Origin of the sequence: Burkholderia sp. AU45388 (assembly GCF_030481585.1) — a bacterium.
In the GTDB taxonomy this organism is placed as follows: domain Bacteria; phylum Pseudomonadota; class Gammaproteobacteria; order Burkholderiales; family Burkholderiaceae; genus Burkholderia; species Burkholderia sola.
Genome location: NZ_JAUJPV010000002.1, coordinates 324187 through 347325, shown reverse-complemented (window position 1 = coordinate 347325; position 23139 = coordinate 324187). Strand labels below are relative to the sequence as shown.

The window sequence follows — 23139 nt, the reverse complement described above, 5'->3', positions numbered from 1 at the left end:
TGCGTCGCGCGCACCTGCGTCGCGGCGCCCGTGCGCGGCCGCAAGGCGGTTGCCCGCGCCGAAACGCATGGCCCTAAAGAAATGCGCCGCGCGGTCGTTAACGCGAGAGAGACCATTCCGTATACCGCATCGCCCCATGCCTTTGCCAATTGTAATTGCCGACGATTCGCTGCTCGCTCGCAAACTGCTGACAAAGGCGCTGCCGGGAGATTGGGACATCGACATCGCGTATGCAGCGAATGGTCGCGAGGCCTTGGCGCTCTATCGTGACGGCAAAGCTTCCGTGATGTTTCTGGATCTGACGATGCCCGACATGAGCGGATATCAGGTCCTGGAAACACTGCGCCACGAAGATCTGAACACGTTCGTGATCGTGGTATCCGCCGATATTCAGCCGCAGGCGCAAGCACGCGTGCGCGAATTGGGCGCGATCGCATTCGTTGCCAAGCCCGTGACGTCGGAGGCATTGCTGCCCATTCTCAAGGAGTATGGGTTGTATGCCTGAATCGGTGTTCACGGCGGAGCAACGCGACGCGTTGCAGGAAATCGCCAACCTTGCAATGGGCCGCGCCGCCGCGCGGCTTGCATTGCTGCTCGGGCACTTCATCGAGCTGTCGGTGCCGCGCGTGCGCGTCGTGAAAGCGGCCGACGCGAGCGATGCGCTGCGCGAGATGACGGGCATCCACGACAACGTGACCGCCGTGCGCCAGGGCTTTCGCTCCGACATCAAGGGCGAGGCGATCGTGCTGTGCCGCACGGCGGGCGTCGCGCGGCTCATGTCGGTCGTCGACCGCACGTTCGGCGACGGTGTGTACGGCGGCATGGCGACGCCGGACGAGCTCGTGTTCGACGTCGCGAACGTGCTGATGGGCGCCTGCGTCGCGTCGATCCTCGACGAACTCGGCCGCAAGCCCGTGTTCTTCCCGCCGGGGCTGCTCGGCGCGAACGTGTCGTTCGACGACGTCTTCCAGCCGAACGAACTGGGATGGAGCGTCGCGCTGCTGCTCGAGGTGAACTTCGGGCTCGAGAACCACATGTTCCGCGCGCATTTCGTGATGCTGATGGCCGAGGATTCGATCCGGCTGATGGGCGACGCGCTCGACGCGTTGCTGTCCGCGCTATGACGGCCGCCGCTCCGTCGCTGAGCGACCTCGTGATCGAGCGGGTCGGCTTCGGCCTGTTCGTGCTCGACCGTTCGATGACCGTCCTGATGTGGAATCGCTTCATGCAGGACCACAGCGGGATCCCGGCCGCCGACGTGATCGGCCGCAACATCTTCGACCGCTTTCCCGACCTGCCGCGCGCGTGGCTGTCGCGCAAGCTCGAGAGCGTGTTCCAGCTCGGCAGCTTCGCGTTCAGCTCGTGGGAGCAGCGGCCCTACCTGTTCCGCTTCGAGCACGACCGGCCGATCACGGGCGGCGTCGACTACATGCAGCAGGACTGCACGTTCATGCCGCTCACGCGCGGCCGCGACGTCGAGGCCGTGTGCGTGACGATCTCGGACGTCACGCATGTGAGCGTGATGCAGCGAGAGCGTGAGGAAGCGGTCGCGAAGCTGCGCGAGCACGCGAATCTCGACGGGCTGACCGGCATCGCGAACCGGCGCTTTTTCGAGGTGCGGCTCGGCGACGAATTCGCGCGCTGGCAGCGCTACGGCGGCGACCTGTCGGTGCTGCTGTTCGACCTCGATCATTTCAAGACGATCAACGACCGCTTCGGGCATGCGGTGGGCGACGCCGTGCTGCGCGAGACGGCGCGCCGCGTCGCGTCGATCGTGCGCGCGCAGGATACGTTCGGCCGGTTCGGCGGCGAGGAATTCGCGTTGCTGCTGCCGTGCACGAATCTCGACGAGGCGATGCGGGTGGCCGACAAGGTGCGCGAGGCGATCGGCAGCACACCGGTCGATGCGGAGGGTGTCAGCGTGCCGGTCACGGCGAGCGTCGGCGGCACGTGCGCGAAAGCCGGCGCGCTGACCGCCGACGTGCTCGTGAACGAGGCCGACGCCGCGCTCTATCGTGCGAAGCGGCTCGGGCGCGATCGATCGGTCGCGTACGCCTGACCGACCGCCCCCGCTGCGCTCAGATTTTCGCGATGTCGGCGAGCACGCCGGCCAGCACGGCCGGCTGCGACATGAACGGCGAGTGGCTGCTGTCGAGCTGGTGCACGTGGGTCGGGTTGCCGGGCGCGAACGCGTCGGCTTCGTCGATGAAGCGCTGCTGCAGCGCGGGCAGGATCACGCGATCGGCCAGACACTTGATGTAGTGACGGTCGATCGCGCCCCAGCGTGCGGCGGTCGTCGGGATCGCGGTCGCGAACGGCGTGGCCGGCACGTCGCAGCTCATCAGGTTCGTGACCGCGTCGAAGTCGGCCTGCGGCACGTCTTCGTACAGCGCGCGCTTCATCGATTCGCGATACGCGGCGTCGCCGCTGTGCGGATCGACGCGCAGCGCACCGGCCACGCGCGGGCTCGCGAGCATCAGCGGGCCGAGCAGCTCGCCGTTGTTTTCCGGCGCGCGTACGTAGTCGAGGCCCGGCACGCCCGACGCGGGCATGAAGGCCGCGAGATAGACGATCTTCGCGATCTTCTCCGGGGCGCGTTCGGCGGCCGCCGTGATCGCGAGGCCGCCCATGCTGTGCCCGACCAGCACGACCTTGCCGCGGCCGAGCGCGTACGCGTCGTCGACGGCCTGCATCACCTGGGTCGCGTAATCGTCGAGCGTCGTGTTCGCGACCGGCGACGGCTCGGCGCCGAACGCGTCCTTGTCGAGCGGCCGGGCGAGATACGACGCGGGAAAGCGCGCATGGATGCCGTGCGCGGGCAGGTCGCGCGCGATCGACAGGTAGCCGCGCGCGGCCAGCGCGGCCGCCACGTGGGCATAGCACCACGCGCCGTGCCACGCGCCATGCACGAGCACGAAAACGGGATGATCGGACTGCGGGGTGGCGGGGGCGTTCGTCTCCATGGTGTCCGTATTTTTTCGAGAAAGGTGTCATCTTAGACGAACGCGCCGCCATCGCGACGTGCTCGCGCGGAGCGTTTCTTGACCGGCAACGATCCGTCCCTTTGTATCGCACAGGCCACATTTCGTCCGGATCCGATTTGAATTTGTGCCGAAGCGCGCTAATTTGTTGCTTTGCCTGCGATTGCGCCCCATGAACGTCGATTATCTCTTCTACCGGAAGCCGAACAAACCCGGCCCCTATTCGCTCGACGACCTGGGCGACGTCGCTCCGCCGATCGGCCCGGGCGACGTGGTGCGCGCCGGGATCGCGCGCGTATTCGAGGAGATCGACTGGCAGGAATCGCCCGATGTGCCGGGCGCGTGGTTCGGCACGGGCGGCGCGGTTTTCCAGTTCACCGCCGAGCCCGACGGCCGCGTGACGAGCTTCATGGGCTCGCGCCTCGAGCGCCGCTCGATGCTGCAGCTCACGCGGGAAATGGGACTCATCGCGCTCGATCTGCAGCGCGACATCGTCTACGGCTGACGCGCGTTCGGGCGACCGTTCGCAAAGTCCGGCCGCACCGGCCCGCCGGCGGCGCTCGACACCCCGCCGGACATGGCGCGCGTCCGCCATCGAACTTCAAAGATTGCTATACTTTCGCCCAATTCCGGCTTCCGGCCGGTAATTTGTGCCTGTCTGCGTCGATCGTTCGCATATCTCGCACGCATTCGACGCCCTGACCATCCCAGCCGGGCATGGCTTCTTCAATCGCCCCGCGTGGGTGTCTCCGTGGAGCTTCGTCTTGGCCGTTTCCCATTCCGTCGTGGACGAACAAGAAACCGACGCCGCTGCCGTCACATCGGGCAGCTCCTTCTATCTGGCGATGCGCATCCTGCCGGCCGTGCAGCGCGATGCGATGTTCCAGGTCTACGCGTTTTGCCGCGCGGTCGACGACATCGCCGACAGCGATCTGCCGCGCGCCGAGCGCACCGCGGGCTTGAATCGCTGGCGCGCGGACATCGACGCCTGCTTCGCCGGCCGCCCGCCGCGCCACCTGGCCGCGCTCGATCGCGAGATTCGCGCGTTCAACCTGCAGCGCGACGATTTCCACGCGATGATCGACGGGATGGCGATGGACGCGGTGGAAGACATCTGCGCGCCCGACGAGCCGACGCTCGACCTCTTCTGCGATCGCGTGGCGAGCGCGGCCGGCCGGCTGTCGGTGAGGATTTTCGGGATGCCGGAAGCCGAAGGGATCACGCTGTCGCACCACCTCGGCCGCGCGCTGCAACTGACGAACATCCTGCGCGACATCGACGACGACGCGGCGATCAACCGGTGCTACCTGCCGCGCGAGCTGCTCGCGCGCGAAGGCATCGCGATCACCGATCCGGCGACGATCGTGCGCGATCCGGCGCTGCCGCGCGTGTGCGCGACGCTCGTCGAGCGCGCGCTCGAGCACTTCCGCCAGGCCGACGCGGTGATGGATACCTGCCCGCGTGCGCAGGTGAAGGCGCCGCGCATCATGTCGGGCGCGTATCGCTGCATTCTCGAGGCCGCGATCGCCCGCGGCTTTGCCGCGCCGCGCGCGCCGCTGCGCAAGCCGAAGGCGCGCATGCTGATGATCGCCGCGCGCTACGCGCTGTTCTGAGTCGATCGACGCGATGCCCAGAACCGTCCACGTGATCGGCGCAGGACTCGCGGGCCTGTCGGCCGCGGTCGAGCTGCAACGTCGCGGGCGGCGCATCGTGCTGCACGACGCGCATGCGCACGCGGGCGGCCGCTGCCGCTCGTGGTTCGACGGGACGCTGAACACGACGCTCGACAGCGGGCTGCACACGGTTTTCGCGGGACAGCCCGCGACGCAGCGCTACCTGCGCGCGATCGGCGCGGCCGATCAGCTCGCGGGGCCCGCGCTGGCTGAATGCCCGGTCATGGACATCGCGTCGCGGCAGCGCTGGACGCTGCGTTTCGGCAACGGCCGCTGGCCGTCGTGGCTGTTCGATGCCGCATCGCGCGCGCCGGGCACGACGCCGCTCGACTATCTCGCGCTGGCCCCGCTCGCGTTCGCCCGCACGGGCCGCTCGCTCGCGCAGACGATGCGATGCGACGGCGTGCTGTGGGATCGCTGGCTGCGACCGTATTTCCTCGGCGTGCTGAATATCGAGCCGCGCCACGCGAGCGCCGAGCTCGCGCGCGCCGCGCTGTTCGGCACGTTTGCCGCGGGCGGCCCCGGTTGCCGCCCGCTCGTCGCGCGCCGCGGGCTCTGCAGCGCGTTCGTCGAACCGGCGCTGCGGATGCTGCAATACGGCGGCGCGCAGATCCGGCTGAATTCGCGGCTCGACGCGTTCGAATTCGGCGCGCACGGCAATGCGGTCGATGCGGTGTCGGTCGGCGGCGAGCGCATCGATCTCGCGCCGGGCGACGCGGTCGTGCTGGCCGTGCCGCCCGAAGTCGCGCAGCCGCTCGTGCCCGAACTCGCCGCGCCCGACACGTTCAGCGCGGTCGCGACCGCGTATTTCGCGGTCGAATCGCCGGCCGGCAATCCGCTGCAGACGACCGTCGTCAACGGCGTCGTCGATGCGGTGCGGACCGGCGACGGCCTGCTCGCGGCGACGATCCGCGATGCGGGCCGCTGGCTCGACATGCCGCGCGACATGCTCGCGCGGCGCATCTGGGAAGACGTCGCGCGCGTGACCGGCGCGAACCCGGAAACCATCCCCGCGTGGCAACTCGTCGTCGAGCCGCGCGCGGGCTTCGCGGCGGTGCCGTCGCAGGAAATGAAACGTCCGGCCGTGCGTACGCGCTGGACCAATCTTGTACTCGCGGGCGACTGGATTGCCACCGGCCTGCCCGCCACGATCGAGGGCGCGATCCGTTCCGGCCAGCTGGCCGCGGACGTGCTCCAGACGCAATAAAGAGAGGGACCGATGAACGATCTCACCGAAATGGCTACCTTGTCCGCCGGCGCCGTGCCGGCCGACGTCGACGCGGCCGTCGCGCGCGCGACCGATGCGCTGCTGGCCGCGCAGCAGGCGGACGGACACTGGGTCTACGAACTCGAAGCGGACTCGACGATTCCCGCCGAATACGTGCTGCTCGTCCACTATCTGGGCGAGACGCCGAACCTCGAGCTCGAACAGAAGATCGGCAAGTATCTGCGCCGCATCCAGCAGGCCGACGGCGGCTGGCCGCTGTTCACCGACGGCGCACCGAACATCAGCGCGAGCGTGAAGGCGTATTTCGCGCTGAAGGTGATCGGCGACGACGAGAACGCCGAGCACATGCAGCGCGCGCGCCGCGCCATCCATGCGATGGGCGGCGCCGAGATGTCGAACGTGTTCACGCGCATCCAGCTCGCGCTGTACGGTGCGATTCCGTGGCGCGCGGTGCCGATGATGCCGGTCGAGATCATGCTGCTGCCGCAGTGGTTCCCGTTCCACCTGTCGAAGGTGTCATACTGGGCGCGCACGGTGATCGTGCCGCTGCTCGTGCTGAATGCGAAGCGTCCGCTCGCGAAGAACCCGCGCGGCGTGCGCATCGACGAGCTGTTCATCGACCCGCCCGTCAACGCCGGGCTGCTGCCGCGCCAGGGGCACCAGAGTGCCGGCTGGTTCGCGTTCTTTCGCGTGGTCGACCATGCGCTGCGCGCGGTCGACGGCCTGTTCCCGAGCTACACGCGCGAACGCGCGATCCGCCAGGCCGTGTCGTTCGTCGACGAGCGCCTGAACGGCGAGGACGGCCTCGGCGCGATCTATCCGGCGATGGCCAACGCAGTGATGATGTACGACGTGCTCGGCTACGCGGAAGATCATCCGAACCGCGCGCTCGCGCGCAAGTCGGTCGAGAAGCTGCTCGTCGTGCACGACGACGAAGCGTATTGCCAGCCGTGCCTGTCGCCCGTGTGGGACACGTCGCTCGTCGCGCATGCGCTGCTCGAGACCGGCGACGCCCGTGCCGAGCAAGCCGTGCTGCGCGGCCTCGAATGGCTGCGCCCGCTGCAGATTCTCGACGTGCGCGGCGACTGGATCTCGCGCCGCCCGAACGTGCGGCCCGGCGGCTGGGCGTTCCAGTACGCGAACGCGCACTACCCGGACGTCGACGATACGGCCGTGGTCGTGATGGCGATGGATCGCGCGCAGAAGCTCACGCAGTCGGACACGTATCGCGAATCGATGGCGCGTGCGCGCGAATGGGTCGTCGGCATGCAGAGCAGCGACGGCGGCTGGGGCGCGTTCGAACCGGAAAACACGCAGTACTACCTGAACAACATCCCGTTCTCCGATCACGGCGCGCTGCTCGATCCGCCGACGGCCGACGTGTCGGGCCGCTGCCTGTCGATGCTGTCGCAACTCGGCGAGACGCCGCTGAACAGCGAGCCGGCCCGCCGCGCGCTCGACTACATGCTGAAGGAGCAGGAGCCGGACGGCAGCTGGTACGGCCGCTGGGGGATGAACTACGTGTACGGCACGTGGACGGCCCTGTGCTCGCTGAACGCGGCCGGCCTGACGCCGGACGATCCGCGCATGAAGCGCGCGGCGCAGTGGCTGCTGTCGATCCAGAACAAGGACGGCGGCTGGGGCGAGGACGGCGACAGCTACAAGCTCAATTACCGCGGTTACGAGCAGGCGCCGAGCACGGCGTCGCAGACGGCCTGGGCGCTGCTCGGCCTGATGGCGGCCGGCGAGGTGAACAACCCGGCCGTGGCGCGCGGCGTCGACTACCTGGTCGCCCAGCAGAACGAAGAAGGCCTGTGGGACGAGACGCGCTTCACGGCGACGGGCTTCCCGCGCGTGTTCTACCTGCGCTACCACGGCTATCGCAAGTTCTTCCCGCTGTGGGCGCTCGCGCGCTACCGCACCCTGAAGCGCGCGAACGCGACGCGCGTGACGGTCGGGATGTAACGCGTGGCGACGACGCAGCACAACGGCGCATTGCCCGTCATCGCGGTGACGGGAATGGCGTTCGAGGCGCGCATCGCGCGCGGCGACGGCGTCGAAGCCGTGTTCGCCGCGCGGGCCGACCGGCTCGAGCGCGCGCTGGCCGAAGCGACCGCGCGCGGTTGCGCGGGCATCGTCAGCTTCGGCACGGCCGGCGGGCTCGCGCCCGACCTCGCGCCGGGCGCGCTCGTGATCGCGGACGCGATCGACGGGCCGTTCGGCCGCGTGCAGACCGATGCGGGCTGGAACGCGCGGCTCGTCGCCGCGCTGCACGACACGCCGGTGTGGGCGCGGGTCACGCGCGGCACGATGGCGGCGGTCGGCGCGCCGGTGGTCGGCGAGCAGGAAAAGACGTCGCTGCATCGTGCGAAGGGCGCGCTCGCCGTCGACATGGAATCGCATATCGCGGCGGCCTTCGCGGCCGCGCGCGGCGTGCCGTTCGCGGTGTGCCGCGCGATCGTCGATCCGGCGTGGCGCACGCTGCCGCGCGCGGCGACGGCCGGCCTGCGCGACGACGGCAGCACGGCGATCCTGCCGATCCTGCGCGAACTGCTGAAGCAGCCGTCGCAGCTCGGCCCGCTGCTGCAGGTCGCGGGCGATGCGCGGGCGGCGCGCACGACCCTGATTCAGGCCCGGCACGCGTTCGAGCGGGCGGGCGCGATGCGGATCGTCTGAGCGGCATTCGCCGCTGTCCTCGCCCCGTCCCGGTTTGCCGTTTCGTGCGGACAAAAAAAGAGCGCTGCATCGTGCAGCGCTCTTTGCTTTCGCGCGGCCGCCGTTGTGGCGTTACTGCGCGGCCGGGCTGCTCGCCGGCAGCGTCGGCATTGCCGGCGCGATCGGTGCACCGTTGGCGGCCGGCGCTGTCGTGGCGCCCGACGATGCGGGGGCCGATGCCGATGCGGCAGCCGGCGCGCTCGCCGGCATCGCATTGTCCGCACCCGGGTCGTCGTACTGCGGCAACCCCGGCGCGGCCGGCGCATTGTTCGGCGCCGCGCCCGATGCGCCGCCCGACTCGCCCGGATCCTCATAGTTCGGCAAGCCGCCCGGCGTGGCCGGCGTAGCCGCCGGCACCGCGCCGGCTTCACCCGGCTCCGCGTAGTTCGGCGCCGCGGCCGATGCCGACTGGCCGTGATACGTCAACGACTTGCGCTGCTGCAGATACGCGTCGCGCACGAACGAATACGGATCGAGCGCGGCCTGTTTCAGCAGGTCGGTCGCGCCGAGCAGGTCCGAACGCGCGCTGATGAACTGCGCGATGTACATCGGGTTGCGCGCGGCCGGCTCGATGTAGTTCAGCAGGTTGAAGCGCACGTCCACCGCGCGGCCGACGCCGTCGCGGATCGTGCTCGGCCCGAACACCGGCAGCACGAGGTACGGGCCGGACGGCATGCCCCAGCGCGCCATCGTCAGCCCGAAATCCTGGTGATGCTTCGGCAGCCCGGCCGGCGTCGCGATGTCGATCAGGCCGGCGACGCCGAACAGCGAGTTCATCGCCACGCGCATCAGATCCTGCGTCGCATCGGTGATGCGCAACTGCAGCAGGTTGTTCGCCATGTTGCCGAGATCGCCGAGGTTCGAGAAGAAGTTGCTGATCGCGGTGCGCACCGGCGTCGGCGTGACCTTCTGGTAACCCTTCGCGATCGGCTGCGCGATGTTCGTGTCGACCGTGTCGTTGAACTTGTACATCGCCCGGTTCATCGGCTCGAGCGGGTCGTTGGGATTGCGGTTCGGTCCCGTCGCGCAGCCGGTCAGCATCGCGCTGGCGGCGACGGTCGCCGCAATGATTCGCACCTTATTCATTGATTCCTTGCGATTGGTTCTTGGCGCGGTTGACGCGCGGTTTGCCCATCAGGACGGGCTGGAACACCACGGCGCCGATCAGCGTACAGGTCAGGGCCAGCGCGAGCAGCTTGCCCATGCTCGACGTGCCCGGATGGTGCGACAGCCACAGGCTGCCGAAGGCGGTCGCCGTCGTCGCGGCGCTGAACAGCACGGCGTGCGTGAGGCTCGAATGCAGCAGCCCCGTCTGCCCCGCGCGCCACGCCATCACGAAATACACCTTGAACGCGACGCCGACGCCGAGCATCAGCGGCAGCGCGATGATGTTCGCGAAGTTCAGCGACATGCCGAGCACGACGCACATCTCGAGCGTCACGATGCCCGACACGAGCAGCGGCACCAGCGTGCGCAGCACGTCGCCGAAGCGGCGCAGCGTGACCCACAGCAGGACCGTGATCGAGATGATCGACCACAGCGCCGCGTGCAGGAACGCGTTGATGATCGTGTCGGCCGAATGCAGGATCGAGATCGGCCCGCCGGTCGCACCCGGTTCCGCGGCCTTCACGGCCTTGGCGAAACGGCGCAGCATCGTGTCGTCGTTCGGATCGACGCCCTTCGGCACCTTCGGCGAGATTTGCACGAGCGCGTGGCCGTCCGGCGCGACCCAGTCGCGCACGATCTGCGGCGGCAGCGATTCGCGCGTGATGTCCTGCGGCTGCAGCAGCGCGGCGAGCTGGTTGAGCGCGATGCGCAGCGTATCGGAGAACGCGCGTTCGGCACGGTCGCGCGTCGCGCTGTCGGCGGCGGCGAGCTTCGCGAGCGACGCGGACAGGTGCTGCGCGGCCGCGGCGCCCGGGCCCGGGTGATCCTCGGCCGCATAGCCGAGCAGGTCGGACACGCGCTTGAGCGCGGCCACGCGTTGCGCGTCGGTCGCGGGCGGCGCGGCCGGCTGCGTGAGCGCGGGCAGCAGTTCGCTCGCGGCCGCGGCGATTGCCGCGCGCTTGGCCGGCTGGTCGGCGGGAATGAAGGTCGACAGCGTGGTCGTGCGGCCGACTTCGGGCAGCGCATCGAGGCGCTTCGCGGCCACATCGGCTTGCGCGAGCGATGGCGCGAGCAGCGTGACGTCGTTGACGGCCGCTTCCGGCGAATCCTTCAGTGCGAGCAGCGTCGCCATCGATTCGCTGTTCGGATCCTTCAGGTGCAGCGGGTTGAAGTCGAAATGCAGGAACGCGAGCAGCGGCAGCGCGCCGATCACGACCGCGAGCGTGCCGATCAGGATCGGCTTGCGATGGCGATCGAGGTAATCGTCGACCGGCGCGAGCCACGGGAAGCCGGGCGTCTTCGATTCGCCCGGCGGCGCGAACAGGCGCAGCAGCGCGGGCAGCAGCGTGAGCGTGGTCAGCAGCGCGACGAACATCCCGACGCCCGCGATCAGGCCGAGCTCGGACACGCCGCGATACGCGGTGGGGATGAACGAGAAGAAGCTCGCGGCGACGGCCGCGGTGGCGAGCGCGAGCGGCATGCCCATCGAATGCGCGGCGCCGATCAGCGCGTGATCGATGCGCTCGTCGCGGAAGCGTTCCTCGCGGTACTTCACGCCGTACTGGATCGAGAAGTCGACGCCGAGCCCCACGAACAGCACCATGAACGCGACCGAGATCATGTTCAGCGAGCCGACCATCGCGAGGCCGAGCGCGGCCGTCACGACGAGGCCGACGAACAGCGTGACGAGCACTGAGGCGATCATCCGCTTCGAGCGCAGCGCCAGCCACAGGATGACGAGCACGGCGAGCAGCGTGAGCACGCCATTGAGCGCGGCGCCGTCTTCGACCGACGCGAATTCGTCGTCGGCGAGCGGTTGTTCGCCGGTCAGGCGTACGGCCGCGCCGTAGCGCTTTTCGAGATCGAGCGAGCGGGCCGCGTCGCGGATCACCTGGCTCGTTGCCGCGCCGGCCTTCAGCGCACCGTAGTTGACCACCGGCTGCACGGTGACGAACGCGCGCGCGGGCTGCCGCGCGGCGTCGTTGTCGACCAGCGTGCGCCACGAGAACGCGGCTGGCTTGCCGGCCAGCACGTCGTCGACCGTCGCCGCGCTGCGCGCGAGCAGCTTCGCCATCGCGGGCAGCTTTACCTGGCCGGTCAGCAGCGGCTGGCCGAGCGTGGTGGACAGCGTGGTGGCGAGCCCGGTGAGGCTCGGGTTCTTTGCGAGTTCGTTGACGAGCGGGCGCGCGCTCGCGAGCTGCGCGGTCGTATCGGAGACTTCCTGCGGCGACAGGAACAGCAGCCCGTTGTGCTCGAAGAACGGCCCGCCGCCCGGTTCGGCGACCGGGCCGATGCGGCCGGCATCGGCGTCTTTCTGCAGCGCTTCGGTCAGCGCATGCGCGGCGGCAGTCGCGAATTCGGGCGCGGGCGCCTCGACGACCGCGAGGATCGTGCCGTTGCGTTGCGGGAACGCCTTGTCGATGGCCTGGCCGAGCGCGGCCCATTGCGGCTCCGCATCGACGAGCTTGCTGATGTCGGTGTTGATCTTGAAATGCTGTGCGACGTAGACCCCGCTGAAGGCGGCGATCGCGAGCGACAGGACGACGACCCAGACGGGGCGGCGCACCGACCACGCAACGAGTCGGACGATGAGAGATGTCACCATGTGGCGGTGGGGAGCGGCTGGCTAGGGCAAAGTAGCCAAGTATACCGGCGCAGCGCGGCGACGGTCGTGACGTTGCGGAGATTCGGGGCGGGAAGGATATTTGCTACCGGCGTGGCAATCGGATCGGGCGGGCTGGGTGATTTGTATGCGGATATTTACATCATCCCCGCGGCGGTGCGTCGACGGGCGCGCGAAGCGCCTGTGACAAACGGCGCTGAAAGGTAACAGTCGGTCACCGGCCGGCACCGCGGCGTTCGGCCCGGTATACTTTGCTCCACCGGCCGATGCAAAGAGCCGGCCGTTTTTTACCATCGAGTGCGAAATTCGTATGAAACGTCATCTGTTTGCTTTCGTCGCGGCGGCCGCCGTGTCGGTTTCCGCTTTCGCGCAGAGCGCGCCGGTCGATATCGTCCGCACGGCGGTCGAGGGCACCGTCAATGCGATGAAGGCCGATCCGGCCGCGCGCGGCGGTGACATGGCGAAGGTCACGCAGGTCGTCGAGCAGCGCTTCCTGCCCGCGACCAACTTCGAGCGTACGACCCGCATCGCGGTCGGCGACGCGTGGAAGCAGGCCACGCCGCAACAGCAGCAGGAGCTGTACAAGCAGTTCCGGCTGCTGATGACGCGCACCTACGCCGCGTCGCTCGCGCAGCTCGGCAACCAGGACGCGAAGTTCTCGTTCAAGGCTGGCGGCGCGTCGGGCGCCGACGCGCTCGTGCAGTCGACGGTGACGACGCCCGGCGACAGCCAGTCGGTCGGCTATCGTCTCGGCAAGGTCGGCAATGACTGGAAGATCTACGACATCGACATGTCGGGCGCGTGGTTGATCCAGGTGTACCAGGGCCAGTTCAAGAGCCAGCTCGCGACGGGCGGGATAGACGGGCTGATCGCGTATCTGCAGAAGCACAATTCGCGGACGAACTGAGCGCCGCTGCGCGTAGTTCGGATGCATGGAAGGCGCCTTCGGGCGCTTTTTCTATTCGTAGGGCGACCGAGCGGTAGAGAGGGGACTGCGATTGCGCGCTACTGACTCAGCGAATTACATACGAAGCGAAAAAAACAGCATCGTGGGGAATCAATGTGGCCAAGGAGCACAGTACCTTTTGCGGTGTCGCCCGTCGTCTCCCTACTCTCCAGCCCGCGAAGGCAAACCCAGGCGGTGGCCCAATCAGAAACCCGACTAGCAGAGCGACAAGCAGCCACGGCGGTGAGCACAGGTCGATCTCATGGCAACCGGGCCAGCCCGAAGGCAGTCGCAAGCCGATATGAATTCGCCCGTTGATCCGGCTTCCGATCCAGCATGCGAGCCATATAGTGATCAGGCCGGCGATCCAGTACAGGAGCAAGTATCCGACGCGTCTCATTTTGCGTTGCCGTCGGTCGCATGGTTAACGGGGTTTCCTGCGAGTCACGACAATTGCGCCGGCCATTGCGAAAACTAAAATCGATCCGCTCCATGTGACGAAAAATAGATTCGCGATCTCGGGGTTCGTGTCGAAGAGACTTCCCTTGCCACGCAGGACGAATGCTCCGTAAACGTAGAGCGTTCCCCAGCAGATCATTGTCGCGAGCGCTCCACCGACAAGTGCGCCTGCCACCACAGTCACGAGTTTCATTTGACGGGAAAAAACAAGATAGTTTTCGAATTTCGAAAATCCGACCAGATGCCCGGTAGGACTATATTCCATGAAATCCGCACGCCTGATCCGAAGCCGGTGAGTTTGCTTCCGTTCCAGAGGTCGACATGACCGCCACTCAAGTTGTCTGGCGGCTAAGGTCGTGACATTGCCTGCCCGATTCATGCCGGAAGTAACGGCGCCTTCTGCTTCCGCCTGGTCGTCGCACCATGAATTGCCGGAGAGCAGCGCGACGATGCGCGGTGGTGTCGCGCATCGACATTGAACGATGTCGCCGTCCGCTGCCGTTTCGCCCATAAACTTGATGCGCTTCGGCCCGCCAGTCTTGGCGATCTGGCCAGTGCTTTCACACGCTTCGCAGAACGCGAGGCCGCCGATCAGCGCAACCTGATGGCCGGCGTCGCCAAACGTGAATAGTGGCCCTGCGTAGGCAAGAATGTGTCCGCCGGTTTCCAGCTTGTCGCCGACAACGGCGATGCGGCGCATCATGATTTCGCTCCTCGGTCCAGGTCACCGATATCTACCGGCGATGCCGGGTGCCGCATGACGAGTTCACGCGCGTGTCATGCGAATCACGAGCACGGTGCTCGTTTCGGCAAGCGAAAGGATTCCATCGCTCCCAGGGCGAGGTCGATTGGACAAGTATGAATTCGAGGGTGAAGTGCGCAGCGCGCGAGTAATCCGCGCGTGTTCGCCGCTACCGCCGCCGATGCTCGACCGCGAACTTGATCAGTTCGGCCTGCCCTTCGATCTCCAGCTTGCGTTTCAGGTTGAGCCGGTGCGTCTCGACCGTGCGCACCGACAGCCCCGTCCGTTGCGCGATCTGCTTGCTCGACAGCCCTTCGGCCAGCGCGTCGAGGATGTCGCGCTCGCGCGGCGTCAGCCGGTCCAGCGGCGATGCCATCGCGCTGGCCTGGATCATCCGCGCGGCCAGCCCTTCGCTGAAGAACGTCTGCCCGGCCAGCACCGCGCCGATCGCGCGGACGATCTCGCTCGCCGGCGAGTCCTTCAGCAGGTAGCCGCTCGCGCCGGCGCGCACCGCCTGCGTCACGTACTCGATGTTGTCGTGCATCGACAGCATCAGCACGCGAATGCCCGGAAAGCGCTCGTGAAACACGGCCGCGAGCGTGATGCCGTTCATCCCGTTCATGCCGACGTCCATCAGCGCGAGATCGGGTTCGAGCGATGCGGCCAGCGCAAGCGCCTCGTCCGCGTTGCCGGCCTCGCCGACCACCGACAGGTCGGCCGCTTCGAGCCGCATCCGCAAGCCGTCGCGCACGAGCGGGTGATCGTCGACGAGCAGCAGTCGGGCGGCGGGCCGGGCGGTATCGGGGGCGCTCATGGGCAAAGGTCTCCGGTTATGGTGCGCATGCTCAGGCGGCGGCGCGCCGCAGCGGCACGCGCGCGGCGACGACGGTATGGCCGACCTGCGACGTGATCGTCAGCGTGCCGTCGAGCGCATCGAGGCGCTCGCGCATGTTGCGCAGGCCGATGCCGCGGCGCGCGTCGGCCTGCGAGCGTTCGGCGTCGAAGCCGCAGCCGTTGTCGGCGATGGTCAGCGTGACGAATTGCGCGCCGACGTCGAGCGTGACGGCCGCGCGCGACGCCCGCGCATGATGCACGATGTTGCTCAGCGCTTCCTGCGCGATCCGGAACAGCGCGGTGTTGACGGCTTCGGGCAGCGGCCGCGTGCCGCCGTGCGCGACCTGCGTATAGCCGATGTCGATGCCGCTTTCCGCGCCCAGCTCGCGCACGAGTTGCTCGAGCGCGGCCGCGAGACCGAGATCGTCGAGCATCGACGGACGCAGCGCATGCGAAATGCGCCGGACTTCGCGCAGCGTGTCGCCGAGCCGCCCGACGCCCGACGCGAGCGCCTGCTCGGCTTCGGGCACGCGCGACGCGCCGCGCTCGAAACGCGCGAGCGCGGATTCGAGTATCAGCTTCGCGGACACCATCATCTGGCTGATCCCGTCGTGCAGTTCGCGCGACAGCCGCGCACGCTCCTGCTCCTGCGATTCGACGACGCGCTGCGCGAGCAGCTTGAGCTTCGCGTCGGCGCTGCGCGACTCGCTGACGTTCAGCACCAGCGCGCACACGGCGATCGCCGCCGCGCCGGTGAGCGCGATCGCGGTGAGCCAGCTCATCGTGCGCTCGATGTTCGCGGACGCGCGCGCGTCGATGCGCTGCAGCGCGGTGTCGACGTCGTCGAGATAGATGCCGGTGCCGACCATCCAGCCCCAGCGCTCGAGCGCGACGACGTAGCCGAGCTTCGGCGCGACGCGGCCCGTCGATGGCCGCTGCCACGCGTAACGCACGTAGCCGCCGCCCTGCGAAGCCGCGCCGATCAGCTTCTGGATCGTCAGCGCGCCCTGCGGGTCGCGCATCGACCAGAAGTTGTGGCCGACGCGCTCGGGCTCGCGCGGATGCATCAGCGAATTGCCGTGCAGGTCGTAGACGAAGAAATAGCCGTCGGGGCCGAAATTCATCTTCTGCAGCATCGCGAGCGCCTGCGTGCGCAGCAGCGCGTCGTCGCGCGCATTGCGGCCGCTCGCGTCGTAGAGCGGCATGATCGCGCTCGTCGCGAGCTCGACGTAGTGTTTCAGCTCGACTTCCTTGCTCGACAGGTACGCGGCCTGGATCGTCGCGTGCTGCGTGCGCGCGAGCGACGTCGCCTGCTGACGCACGCCGAAACCGATGCCGGCGATCGCGAGCAGGAACGGCACGATGGCCAGAAGGAAGATCTTTGCCTTGAGTCTCATGGGGGTGCGAAGCGGCTGGCGTGGCGCGGCCGGCCAGGCGCGGCCGTCCGGGCGCATCGGTCGCGCGGTGGCGTATCGAGCCGGTATTGTCGGCGATTTTGCGGGCGGGGGCAGCGGCCCGGCGGTCGCCCGGCCGCTGCCCGTGCGCTCAGGCCCGCCGCGATGCGAGATTGGCGGGCGACGGGGCGGCCTGCACGGCGATACGGTTGCGCCCGCCTTCCTTCGCCCGATACAGCGCATCGTCGGCCCGTTTCAGCGCGGCCTGGATGTTGTCGTCGTGCTCGGGGTAGCTGGTCGTCACGCCGATGCTCACCGTCAGGCGGCCGACCGTGCCCGCGTCGTGCCGGATGCCGAGATCGAGGATGCCCGTGCGGATGGTTTCGGCGATCGTCACCGCGCCGTCCGTGTCGATGTCCGGCAGCACCACGACGAATTCCTCGCCGCCGTAGCGCGCCGCATAGTCGGCCGGGCGACGCAGGCAGCCGGCGATGCAATGGCCGACCGCGGCGAGTGCGTCGTCGCCGGCCTGGTGGCCCTGCGTGTCGTTGTAGCGCTTGAAGTCGTCGACGTCGATGAACAGCAGCGACAGCGCATGTTGCGAGCGCGCGGCGCGGCGCCATTCGCGCCCGAGCGTGACGTCGAGCATCCTGCGGTTGTCGAGGCCCGTCAGGCCGTCGGTGCGCGCGAGCGCCTGCAGCTCGGTTTCCGCGCGATGGCGTTTGCGCAGTTGCTCGTCGAGCAGCAGCGACAGGCCGACGAAGCCTATCGCGAGGGCGACCATCGCGGAGCCGATCGGGATCGCGCGGTCGTACCACGCGGCGTAGGTGTCCGCTTCCGAGCGCGCGACCATGACGATGAGCGGCAGGTGCTCGAGGTGCCGGAACACGTACAGGCGCCGCACGCCGTCGATCGATGCGGTATCGGCGAAGCTGCCTTCGCTGGCGGTCATGAATTGCCGGAACGTGCTCGCGCGGCTGATGTCGCGGCCGACGATCTTGGGGTCGTACGGCTCGCGCGCGACCATCCTGCCATCCGTGTTGATCAGCGCGACCGAACCGCGATCGCCGAGCGACAGGCGCGAGAACAGGTTCTGGAAATATTCGAGCCGGATCGACATCACCGCGACGCCGCCGAACGATCCGTCGGGCCGCGTGATCCGCCGGCTGAGCGCGATGCTCGGCGAGCCGCCGCGCAGCCGCGAGTGATACGGGGGGCTTACGTACAGGCCGACGTCGGGGCTGTCGCGGTGCACGGTGAAGTACGGTTCGTTGCGGAAGTTGGCCTTGCGCGGCACGTCGCTCATGCCGTCGACCGCGATGTCGCCTTTCGCGTCGAGCACGTAGATGCCGCCGAGATACTTGGCCGTCGTCGATCGGTCGAACAGCACCTGGCGGCGCAGCGCCATCGGCAGCCGGGCCACCGCGGGGTCGTTCACGCCCTCGACGACGGCCTGCAGCGACAGCGAATAGATCTCGATGTTGCGTTCGATGTCCCACGACGCCATCAGCGCGAGGTTCTGCTGCATGCTGCGCGAGCGGTCGCGCGCGTCGATGCGGCCTTCGTACAGCACGATTCCGCACAGCAGCAGCAGGATCAGCGCGATCAGCAGCCCCGTATAGAAGATCAGGTGCGGCAGGAGGGACCGGCGCAGATGAGCGGCGACACGGCTCGTCACGCCGGATTCGCTGGGCATTGCGTAGTCGGTTTCTGCCATAGTCCGTGGATCGGGGGCATCGTCGCCGGGCGGCGGGCCGATGCGATTGTTCGTATGACTACCGGTGGCGACCCGGTGCGCGCCCTTCCCGTGCCTGCCTTCCGCTTGGCGGAGAAACCGGGCGCCGATTACCGACAATCGCGGCCCGAGAAACCGATAAACCAGGTATTCACAGGTAACGTCTGCTGCAATTCGACCCTCTGACGAATCGCGACGCGAATTGAACGGAGTATAACGCGCGTGTTTGCGTGCGCGGAAAATGTTGCAACCCATTGATCGGGATCAAATTTCCGCGTAATCCCGGGCTTGCAAATGTCGGGCGGAGCGTTACCGCGCAAGCCTTTGCGGCAGCGCGGAAAAGTCGCGCGGCGCACGCCGGCGGACCCGCGCGGATTAACGTCGGATGCGCTCCGCACGCGAAAGCGCGCGATATGTACCGATTATCGGTTTCAACGGCCGGGTGCACGCGAATATGAAAACGGGCAGCCGCGCGGGCTGCCCGTTTCGCACGGTCGGCGTACAACCCGCACCCGGCATGCGGGCGAGCCGCATGCGCGGGGTCAGGCGCCGTGCTGTTGCGCCTTGAACGCGAGCCGGAACCGATGCAGCAGCGGCTCGGTATAGCCGCTCGGCTGCGACGTGCCTTGCAGCGCGAGCGCGCACGCGGCCTTGAACGCGGTCGACTGGTCGTAGCCGGGCGCCATCGGGCGATAGTTCGGATCGCCGGCGTTCTGCTGGTCGACGACGCGGGCCATCCGCTTGAACACGTCGAGCACGAACGCCTCGGTGATCACGCCGTGGCGCAGCCAGTTCGCGATGTGCTGGCTCGAGATGCGCAGCGTCGCGCGATCTTCCATCAGGCCGACGTCGTGGATGTCCGGCACCTTCGAGCAGCCGACGCCCTGTTCGACCCAGCGCACGACATAGCCGAGAATGCCCTGCGCGTTGTTCTCGACCTCGCTCAGGATTTCGGCCTCGCTCCACGCGGCGTGCTCGACGACCGGCACGGTCAGCAGCCCTTCGAGCAGCGCGTCGCGCTCGCGCGCGTACGGCGTCTTTTCGAGTTCCTGCTGGACGGCCTGCACGTCGACGAGGTGGTAGTGCAGCGCGTGCAGCGTCGCGGCGGTCGGCGACGGCACCCACGCGGTGTTCGCGCCGGCGCGCGGATGCGCGATCTTCTGCTCGAGCATCGCATGCATCAGGTCCGGCATCGCCCACATGCCCTTGCCGATCTGCGCGCGGCCGCGCAGGCCGGCCGACAGGCCCGCGAGCACGTTGTTGCGCTCGTACGACTGGATCCACGCCGACGATTTCATGTCGCCCTTGCGGATCATCGGGCCCGCTTCCATCGCGGTGTGCATCTCGTCGCCGGTGCGGTCGAGGAAGCCGGTGTTGATGAACGCGACGCGCGCGGCGGCGGCTGCGATGCACGCGGCGAGGTTCACGCTGGTGCGGCGTTCCTCGTCCATGATGCCCATCTTCAGCGTGTTGCGCGGCAGGCCGTAAAGATCCTCGATGCGCGCGAACAGCGTATCGGCGAACGCGACTTCGGCCGGGCCGTGCATCTTCGGCTTCACGATGTAGATCGAGCCCGTGCGCGAATTGCGCTTGGCCTTCAGATCGTGCAGCGCGCACAGCGTCGTGACGACGCCGTCGAGGATCCCTTCCGGAATCTCGTTGCCGTCGCGATCGAGCACCGCGCCGTTGGTCATCAGGTGGCCGACGTTGCGCACGAACAGCAGCGAGCGGCCGTGCAGCGACAGCGTGCCGCCGGCCGGCGTCGTGTATTCGCGATCGGCGTTCAGGCGGCGCGTGAAGGTCTTGCCGCCCTTCGCCACTTCCTCGACGAGCGTGCCCTGCATCAGGCCGAGCCAGTTGCGGTAGAGCTGGACCTTGTCGTCGGCGTCGACCGCCGCGACCGAATCCTCGCAGTCGATGATCGTGCTGACCGCGGCTTCGAGCACGACGTCCTTCACGTTCGCGAGATCGGCGCGGCCGATCGGCGTCGACGCGTCGATCTGGATCTCGAGGTGCAGGCCGTTGTGCTTCAGCAGAATCGCGGACGGCGCACCGGCCGCGCCCTGGTAGCCGACGAATTGCGCCGGCTGCGCGAGCGCGACGGTGCCCTGCGCGGTTTCGACCGCGAGCTGGCCGTCCTGCACGCGGTAGCGCAGCGCGTCGCGGTGCGAGCCGCTCGCGAGCGGCGCCGCGTTGTCGAGCACGTTGCGCGCGTAGTCGATCACGCGCTGGCCGCGCGTCGGGTTGTAGGCTGCCGTGCGTTCGGCGCCGCCGTCTTCCGGCAGCGCGTCGGTGCCGTACAGCGCGTCGTACAGGCTGCCCCAGCGCGCGTTCGCGGCGTTCAGCGCATAGCGGGCGTTCGACAGCGGCACGACGAGCTGCGGGCCGGCCTGCGTGGCGATCTCGCTGTCGACGTTCGCGGTGGCTGCCGCGACGTTCGACGGGACCGGCACGAGGTAGCCGATGTGTTCGAGGAACGCGCGATACGCGGCGTGGTCGCGTACCGGGCCGGGGTGGGCACGATGCCACGCGTCGAGTTCCTGCTGCAGGCGGTCGCGCTCGGCGAGCAACGCGCGATTGCGCGGCGCGAGGTCGTGCACCAGCGCCGAGAAACCGCTCCAGAACGCGGCCTTGTCGATGCCGGTGCCCGGCAGCGCTTCGTTTTCAATGAACTGGCTCAGCGCTGGCGCGACTTGCAGTCCTGCTTGGTCGATCATCGTGATTCCTCCCGGGGAATGAAAAACGCGCGCGCGTTGGCTGTCGGGCCTGTTCACGCTAATAACGGGCTTGCGCTGGCCCCCAGAAGGGCCGAGCGCAAGGATTGCGACGAAGCGAATACTCGACGTATTCGCGAGGAGCATGACGCGGCGATCGGCCCTTCTGGGGGCCAGCCCCACGAACGATTTCTCCAAACAGGGGAACGTGCCTTTCCACCCGCATGGCGGCGTCGTTCGTCGTTGCAATAGCTACGGCTATTGCGCCTCCTCTCTCCTTGCCCTGCGGCTGGAAAGGCACGTTCGCAAGCCCGTTATTAGCGTGAACAGACCCTAGGCCACGACGCTTTGTGTACCGGCGCGGGCGATCTGCGCGTCCTGTTCGGACTTTACGCCAGACACACCGATCGCGCCTGCAATCCGGCCGCCGACCGTCACCGGCACGCCGCCTTCGAGCAAGCCCGACAGCGGCGCGCTCAGGAACGCGGTGCGGCCACCGTTGATCATATCCTCATACGCCTTCGTTTCGCGACGGCCGAGCGCCGCCGCCCGCGCCTTGTCCTGCGCGATGGCGCTGCTGGCCGGCGATGCGCCGTTCAGCCGCGCGAACGCGAGCAGATGGCCGCCATCGTCGACGACGGCGATCGACACGGCCCAGCCGTGGCGTTCCGCTTCCGCGCGGGCCGCGGCGAGCATGCGCTCGGCATCGGCCAGTTCGAGTTCGGGTTTCGTTTGCATGGCGTTCCTCCGGAATAGGCGGTCAGTCGACCAGCCGGTTGTCGACGAGCTCGATCCAGTGGCGCACGGGCGTGCGGCCCGCGCCGTTCAGGTGAGTCTGGCAGCCGACGTTGGCGGTCACAATCAGGTCCGGCTGCGCGGCTTCGAGCGCATCGAGCTTGTTGTCGCGTAATGTCGTCGCGAGCGCGGGCTGCGTCAGCGAATAGGTGCCGGCCGAGCCGCAGCACAGATGGCCATCGGCGACATTCGTCAGATCGAAGCCGAGCCGCGTGAGGATGCTTTCCACCGCGCCGCCGAGGCGCTGCGCGTGCTGCAGCGTGCACGGGCAGTGCACCGCGACGCGCCGTGGCGTCGCATCGGCGAGCGCGTCGAGCGGCTCGGCCGCGATCACTTCGGCCAGATCGCGCGCGAGTGCGCTGACGCGCCGCGCCTTCTCCGCGTAGACGGGGTCGGAGCGCAGCAGGTCGCCGTATTCCTTCACGAACGCGCCGCAGCCGCTCGCGGTCAGCACGATCGCTTCCGCGCCGGCCTCGATCGCCGGCCACCATGCGTCGACGTTGCGGCGGGCGCGCTGAAGGCCCGCTTCCTGCGCATTCAGGTGATATTCGGTCGCGCCGCAGCAGCCGGCTTCGCGCGCCGGCGTCACGCTGATGCCGAGCCGGTCGAGCACGCGCGCGGCGGCCGCATTGGTGTTCGGCGACAGCGCCGGCTGCACGCAGCCCTCGAGCATCAGCACGCGCCGCGCATGACGCACGGTCGGGCGCGGCGCGGCCGCGGGCACGGCGGCCGGGATCTTGTCCTGCAGCGCGCCGGGCAGCAGCGGGCGCAGCGCGCGGCCGGCCTTCAGCAGCGCGGCGAACGTCGCCGGGCGCGGCACCACGTGACGCAACCCCGCACGCAGCAGGCGCTCGCGCGCCGGCCGCCGCGCGCGCTTCTCGGCTTCCGCGCGGCCGATGTCGAGCAGCGTGTGGTAGCGCACGCCGGACGGGCAGGTCGTCTCGCAGTTGCGGCACGTCAGGCAGCGGTCGAGGTGCTGTTGCGTGCGTTCGCCGCACGGCTCGCCTTCGAGCAGCTGCTTGATCAGGTAGATGCGGCCGCGCGGCCCGTCGAGCTCGTTGCCGAGCACCTGATAGGTCGGGCAGGTCGCATTGCAGAAGCCGCAGTGCACGCAGGCGCGCAGGATCGCTTCCGCTTCGTCGGCCCGGGCGAGAGCCTTGCTTGCTTCGCTGAGGTTGGTTTGCATCGGCGGG

At 68.3% G+C, this 23139-nt stretch carries 19 protein-coding genes; 9 read left to right on the top strand and 10 right to left on the bottom strand.

The window, feature by feature from the left end:
• Positions 1-136 precede the first annotated feature (136 nt).
• Genes QZM72_RS05455 through QZM72_RS05445 form a run of 3 tightly spaced genes read left to right on the top strand, consistent with a single transcriptional unit; the run spans position 137 to position 2059 of the window.
• Positions 137-505, top strand: coding sequence for a response regulator (locus QZM72_RS05455; protein ID WP_089470901.1), 369 nt, complete (start codon positions 137-139; stop codon positions 503-505).
• On the top strand, positions 498-1124 hold the full coding sequence (locus QZM72_RS05450) for a chemotaxis protein CheC (protein ID WP_050013469.1): 627 nt from the start codon (positions 498-500) through the stop codon (positions 1122-1124). The genes QZM72_RS05455 and QZM72_RS05450 overlap by 8 nt, the downstream gene beginning before the upstream one ends.
• The gene (locus tag QZM72_RS05445) at positions 1121-2059 is read left to right on the top strand and encodes a GGDEF domain-containing protein (protein ID WP_089470900.1); all 939 of its coding nucleotides are present in this window, start codon (positions 1121-1123) and stop codon (positions 2057-2059) included. Before QZM72_RS05450 ends, QZM72_RS05445 begins: the two co-directional genes overlap by 4 nt.
• A 19-nt stretch (positions 2060-2078) precedes the next feature.
• Here QZM72_RS05445 and QZM72_RS05440 read toward each other — a convergent pair whose 3' ends face one another.
• On the bottom strand, positions 2079-2963 hold the full coding sequence (locus QZM72_RS05440; RefSeq protein ID WP_089470899.1) for an alpha/beta fold hydrolase: 885 nt from the start codon (positions 2961-2963) through the stop codon (positions 2079-2081).
• Positions 2964-3153: 190 nt separating this feature from the next.
• Between QZM72_RS05440 and QZM72_RS05435 the strand changes: the two genes are divergently transcribed.
• The 5 genes from QZM72_RS05435 (at position 3154) to QZM72_RS05415 (ending at position 8558) form a co-directional block, all read left to right on the top strand.
• On the top strand, positions 3154-3486 hold the full coding sequence (locus tag QZM72_RS05435; protein WP_089470898.1) for a hypothetical protein: 333 nt from the start codon (positions 3154-3156) through the stop codon (positions 3484-3486).
• Between the two features lie 259 nt (positions 3487-3745).
• Complete coding sequence (hpnD, locus tag QZM72_RS05430) at positions 3746-4594, top strand: presqualene diphosphate synthase HpnD (RefSeq protein ID WP_089470897.1); 849 nt, start codon at positions 3746-3748, stop codon at positions 4592-4594.
• A 13-nt stretch (positions 4595-4607) separates the two neighbouring features.
• Positions 4608-5861 carry a hydroxysqualene dehydroxylase HpnE gene (gene hpnE / locus QZM72_RS05425; RefSeq protein WP_089470896.1) on the top strand — a complete coding sequence of 418 codons (1254 nt, stop codon included), beginning with the start codon at positions 4608-4610 and terminating at the stop codon, positions 5859-5861.
• 12 nt (positions 5862-5873) lie between these two features.
• Positions 5874-7847 carry a squalene--hopene cyclase gene (gene shc / locus QZM72_RS05420; protein ID WP_089470895.1) on the top strand — a complete coding sequence of 658 codons (1974 nt, stop codon included), beginning with the start codon at positions 5874-5876 and terminating at the stop codon, positions 7845-7847.
• Between the two features lie 3 nt (positions 7848-7850).
• The gene (locus tag QZM72_RS05415; RefSeq protein WP_089470894.1) at positions 7851-8558 is read left to right on the top strand and encodes a phosphorylase; all 708 of its coding nucleotides are present in this window, start codon (positions 7851-7853) and stop codon (positions 8556-8558) included.
• Positions 8559-8669: 111 nt separating this feature from the next.
• Here the strand turns inward: QZM72_RS05415 and QZM72_RS05410 are convergent, their stop codons facing one another.
• Together QZM72_RS05410 and QZM72_RS05405 are read right to left on the bottom strand one after the other, a co-directional pair.
• A complete protein-coding gene (locus tag QZM72_RS05410) occupies positions 8670-9683 on the bottom strand; it encodes a VacJ family lipoprotein (RefSeq protein WP_089470893.1) in 1014 nt (337 codons plus the stop codon).
• Complete coding sequence (locus tag QZM72_RS05405; RefSeq protein WP_089470892.1) at positions 9676-12309, bottom strand: MMPL family transporter; 2634 nt, start codon at positions 12307-12309, stop codon at positions 9676-9678. Before QZM72_RS05405 ends, QZM72_RS05410 begins: the two co-directional genes overlap by 8 nt.
• A 328-nt stretch (positions 12310-12637) precedes the next feature.
• Here QZM72_RS05405 and QZM72_RS05400 point away from each other — a divergent pair, with 328 nt between their 5' ends.
• Entirely contained in the window at positions 12638-13234 is a 597-nt protein-coding gene (locus tag QZM72_RS05400; RefSeq protein WP_027781786.1) for a phospholipid-binding protein MlaC, read from the top strand.
• A 463-nt stretch (positions 13235-13697) separates the two neighbouring features.
• On the opposite strand, the gene QZM72_RS05395 is transcribed toward QZM72_RS05400, so the two are convergent.
• From QZM72_RS05395 to glcF, 7 genes are all read right to left on the bottom strand, one after another.
• Positions 13698-14435: a PAAR domain-containing protein gene (locus tag QZM72_RS05395; protein ID WP_256979782.1), complete on the bottom strand. Its 738-nt coding sequence runs from the start codon at positions 14433-14435 to the stop codon at positions 13698-13700.
• 208 nt (positions 14436-14643) lie between these two features.
• Positions 14644-15288 (bottom strand): response regulator transcription factor, encoded by a 645-nt coding sequence (locus tag QZM72_RS05390; RefSeq protein ID WP_089470891.1) that lies wholly within the window; start codon positions 15286-15288, stop codon positions 14644-14646.
• A 31-nt stretch (positions 15289-15319) separates the two neighbouring features.
• Positions 15320-16705, bottom strand: coding sequence for a cache domain-containing protein (locus tag QZM72_RS05385; RefSeq protein ID WP_301737421.1), 1386 nt, complete (start codon positions 16703-16705; stop codon positions 15320-15322).
• Between the two features lie 148 nt (positions 16706-16853).
• A complete protein-coding gene (locus QZM72_RS05380; RefSeq protein WP_089470889.1) occupies positions 16854-18419 on the bottom strand; it encodes a sensor domain-containing diguanylate cyclase in 1566 nt (521 codons plus the stop codon).
• A gap of 560 nt (positions 18420-18979) precedes the next feature.
• Positions 18980-21154 (bottom strand): malate synthase G, encoded by a 2175-nt coding sequence (locus QZM72_RS05375; RefSeq protein ID WP_089470888.1) that lies wholly within the window; start codon positions 21152-21154, stop codon positions 18980-18982.
• A 330-nt stretch (positions 21155-21484) separates the two neighbouring features.
• A complete protein-coding gene (locus QZM72_RS05370; RefSeq protein WP_301737420.1) occupies positions 21485-21889 on the bottom strand; it encodes a heme-binding protein in 405 nt (134 codons plus the stop codon).
• Positions 21890-21911: 22 nt separating this feature from the next.
• On the bottom strand, positions 21912-23132 hold the full coding sequence (gene glcF, locus QZM72_RS05365; RefSeq protein ID WP_301737419.1) for a glycolate oxidase subunit GlcF: 1221 nt from the start codon (positions 23130-23132) through the stop codon (positions 21912-21914).
• Positions 23133-23139 lie beyond the last annotated feature (7 nt).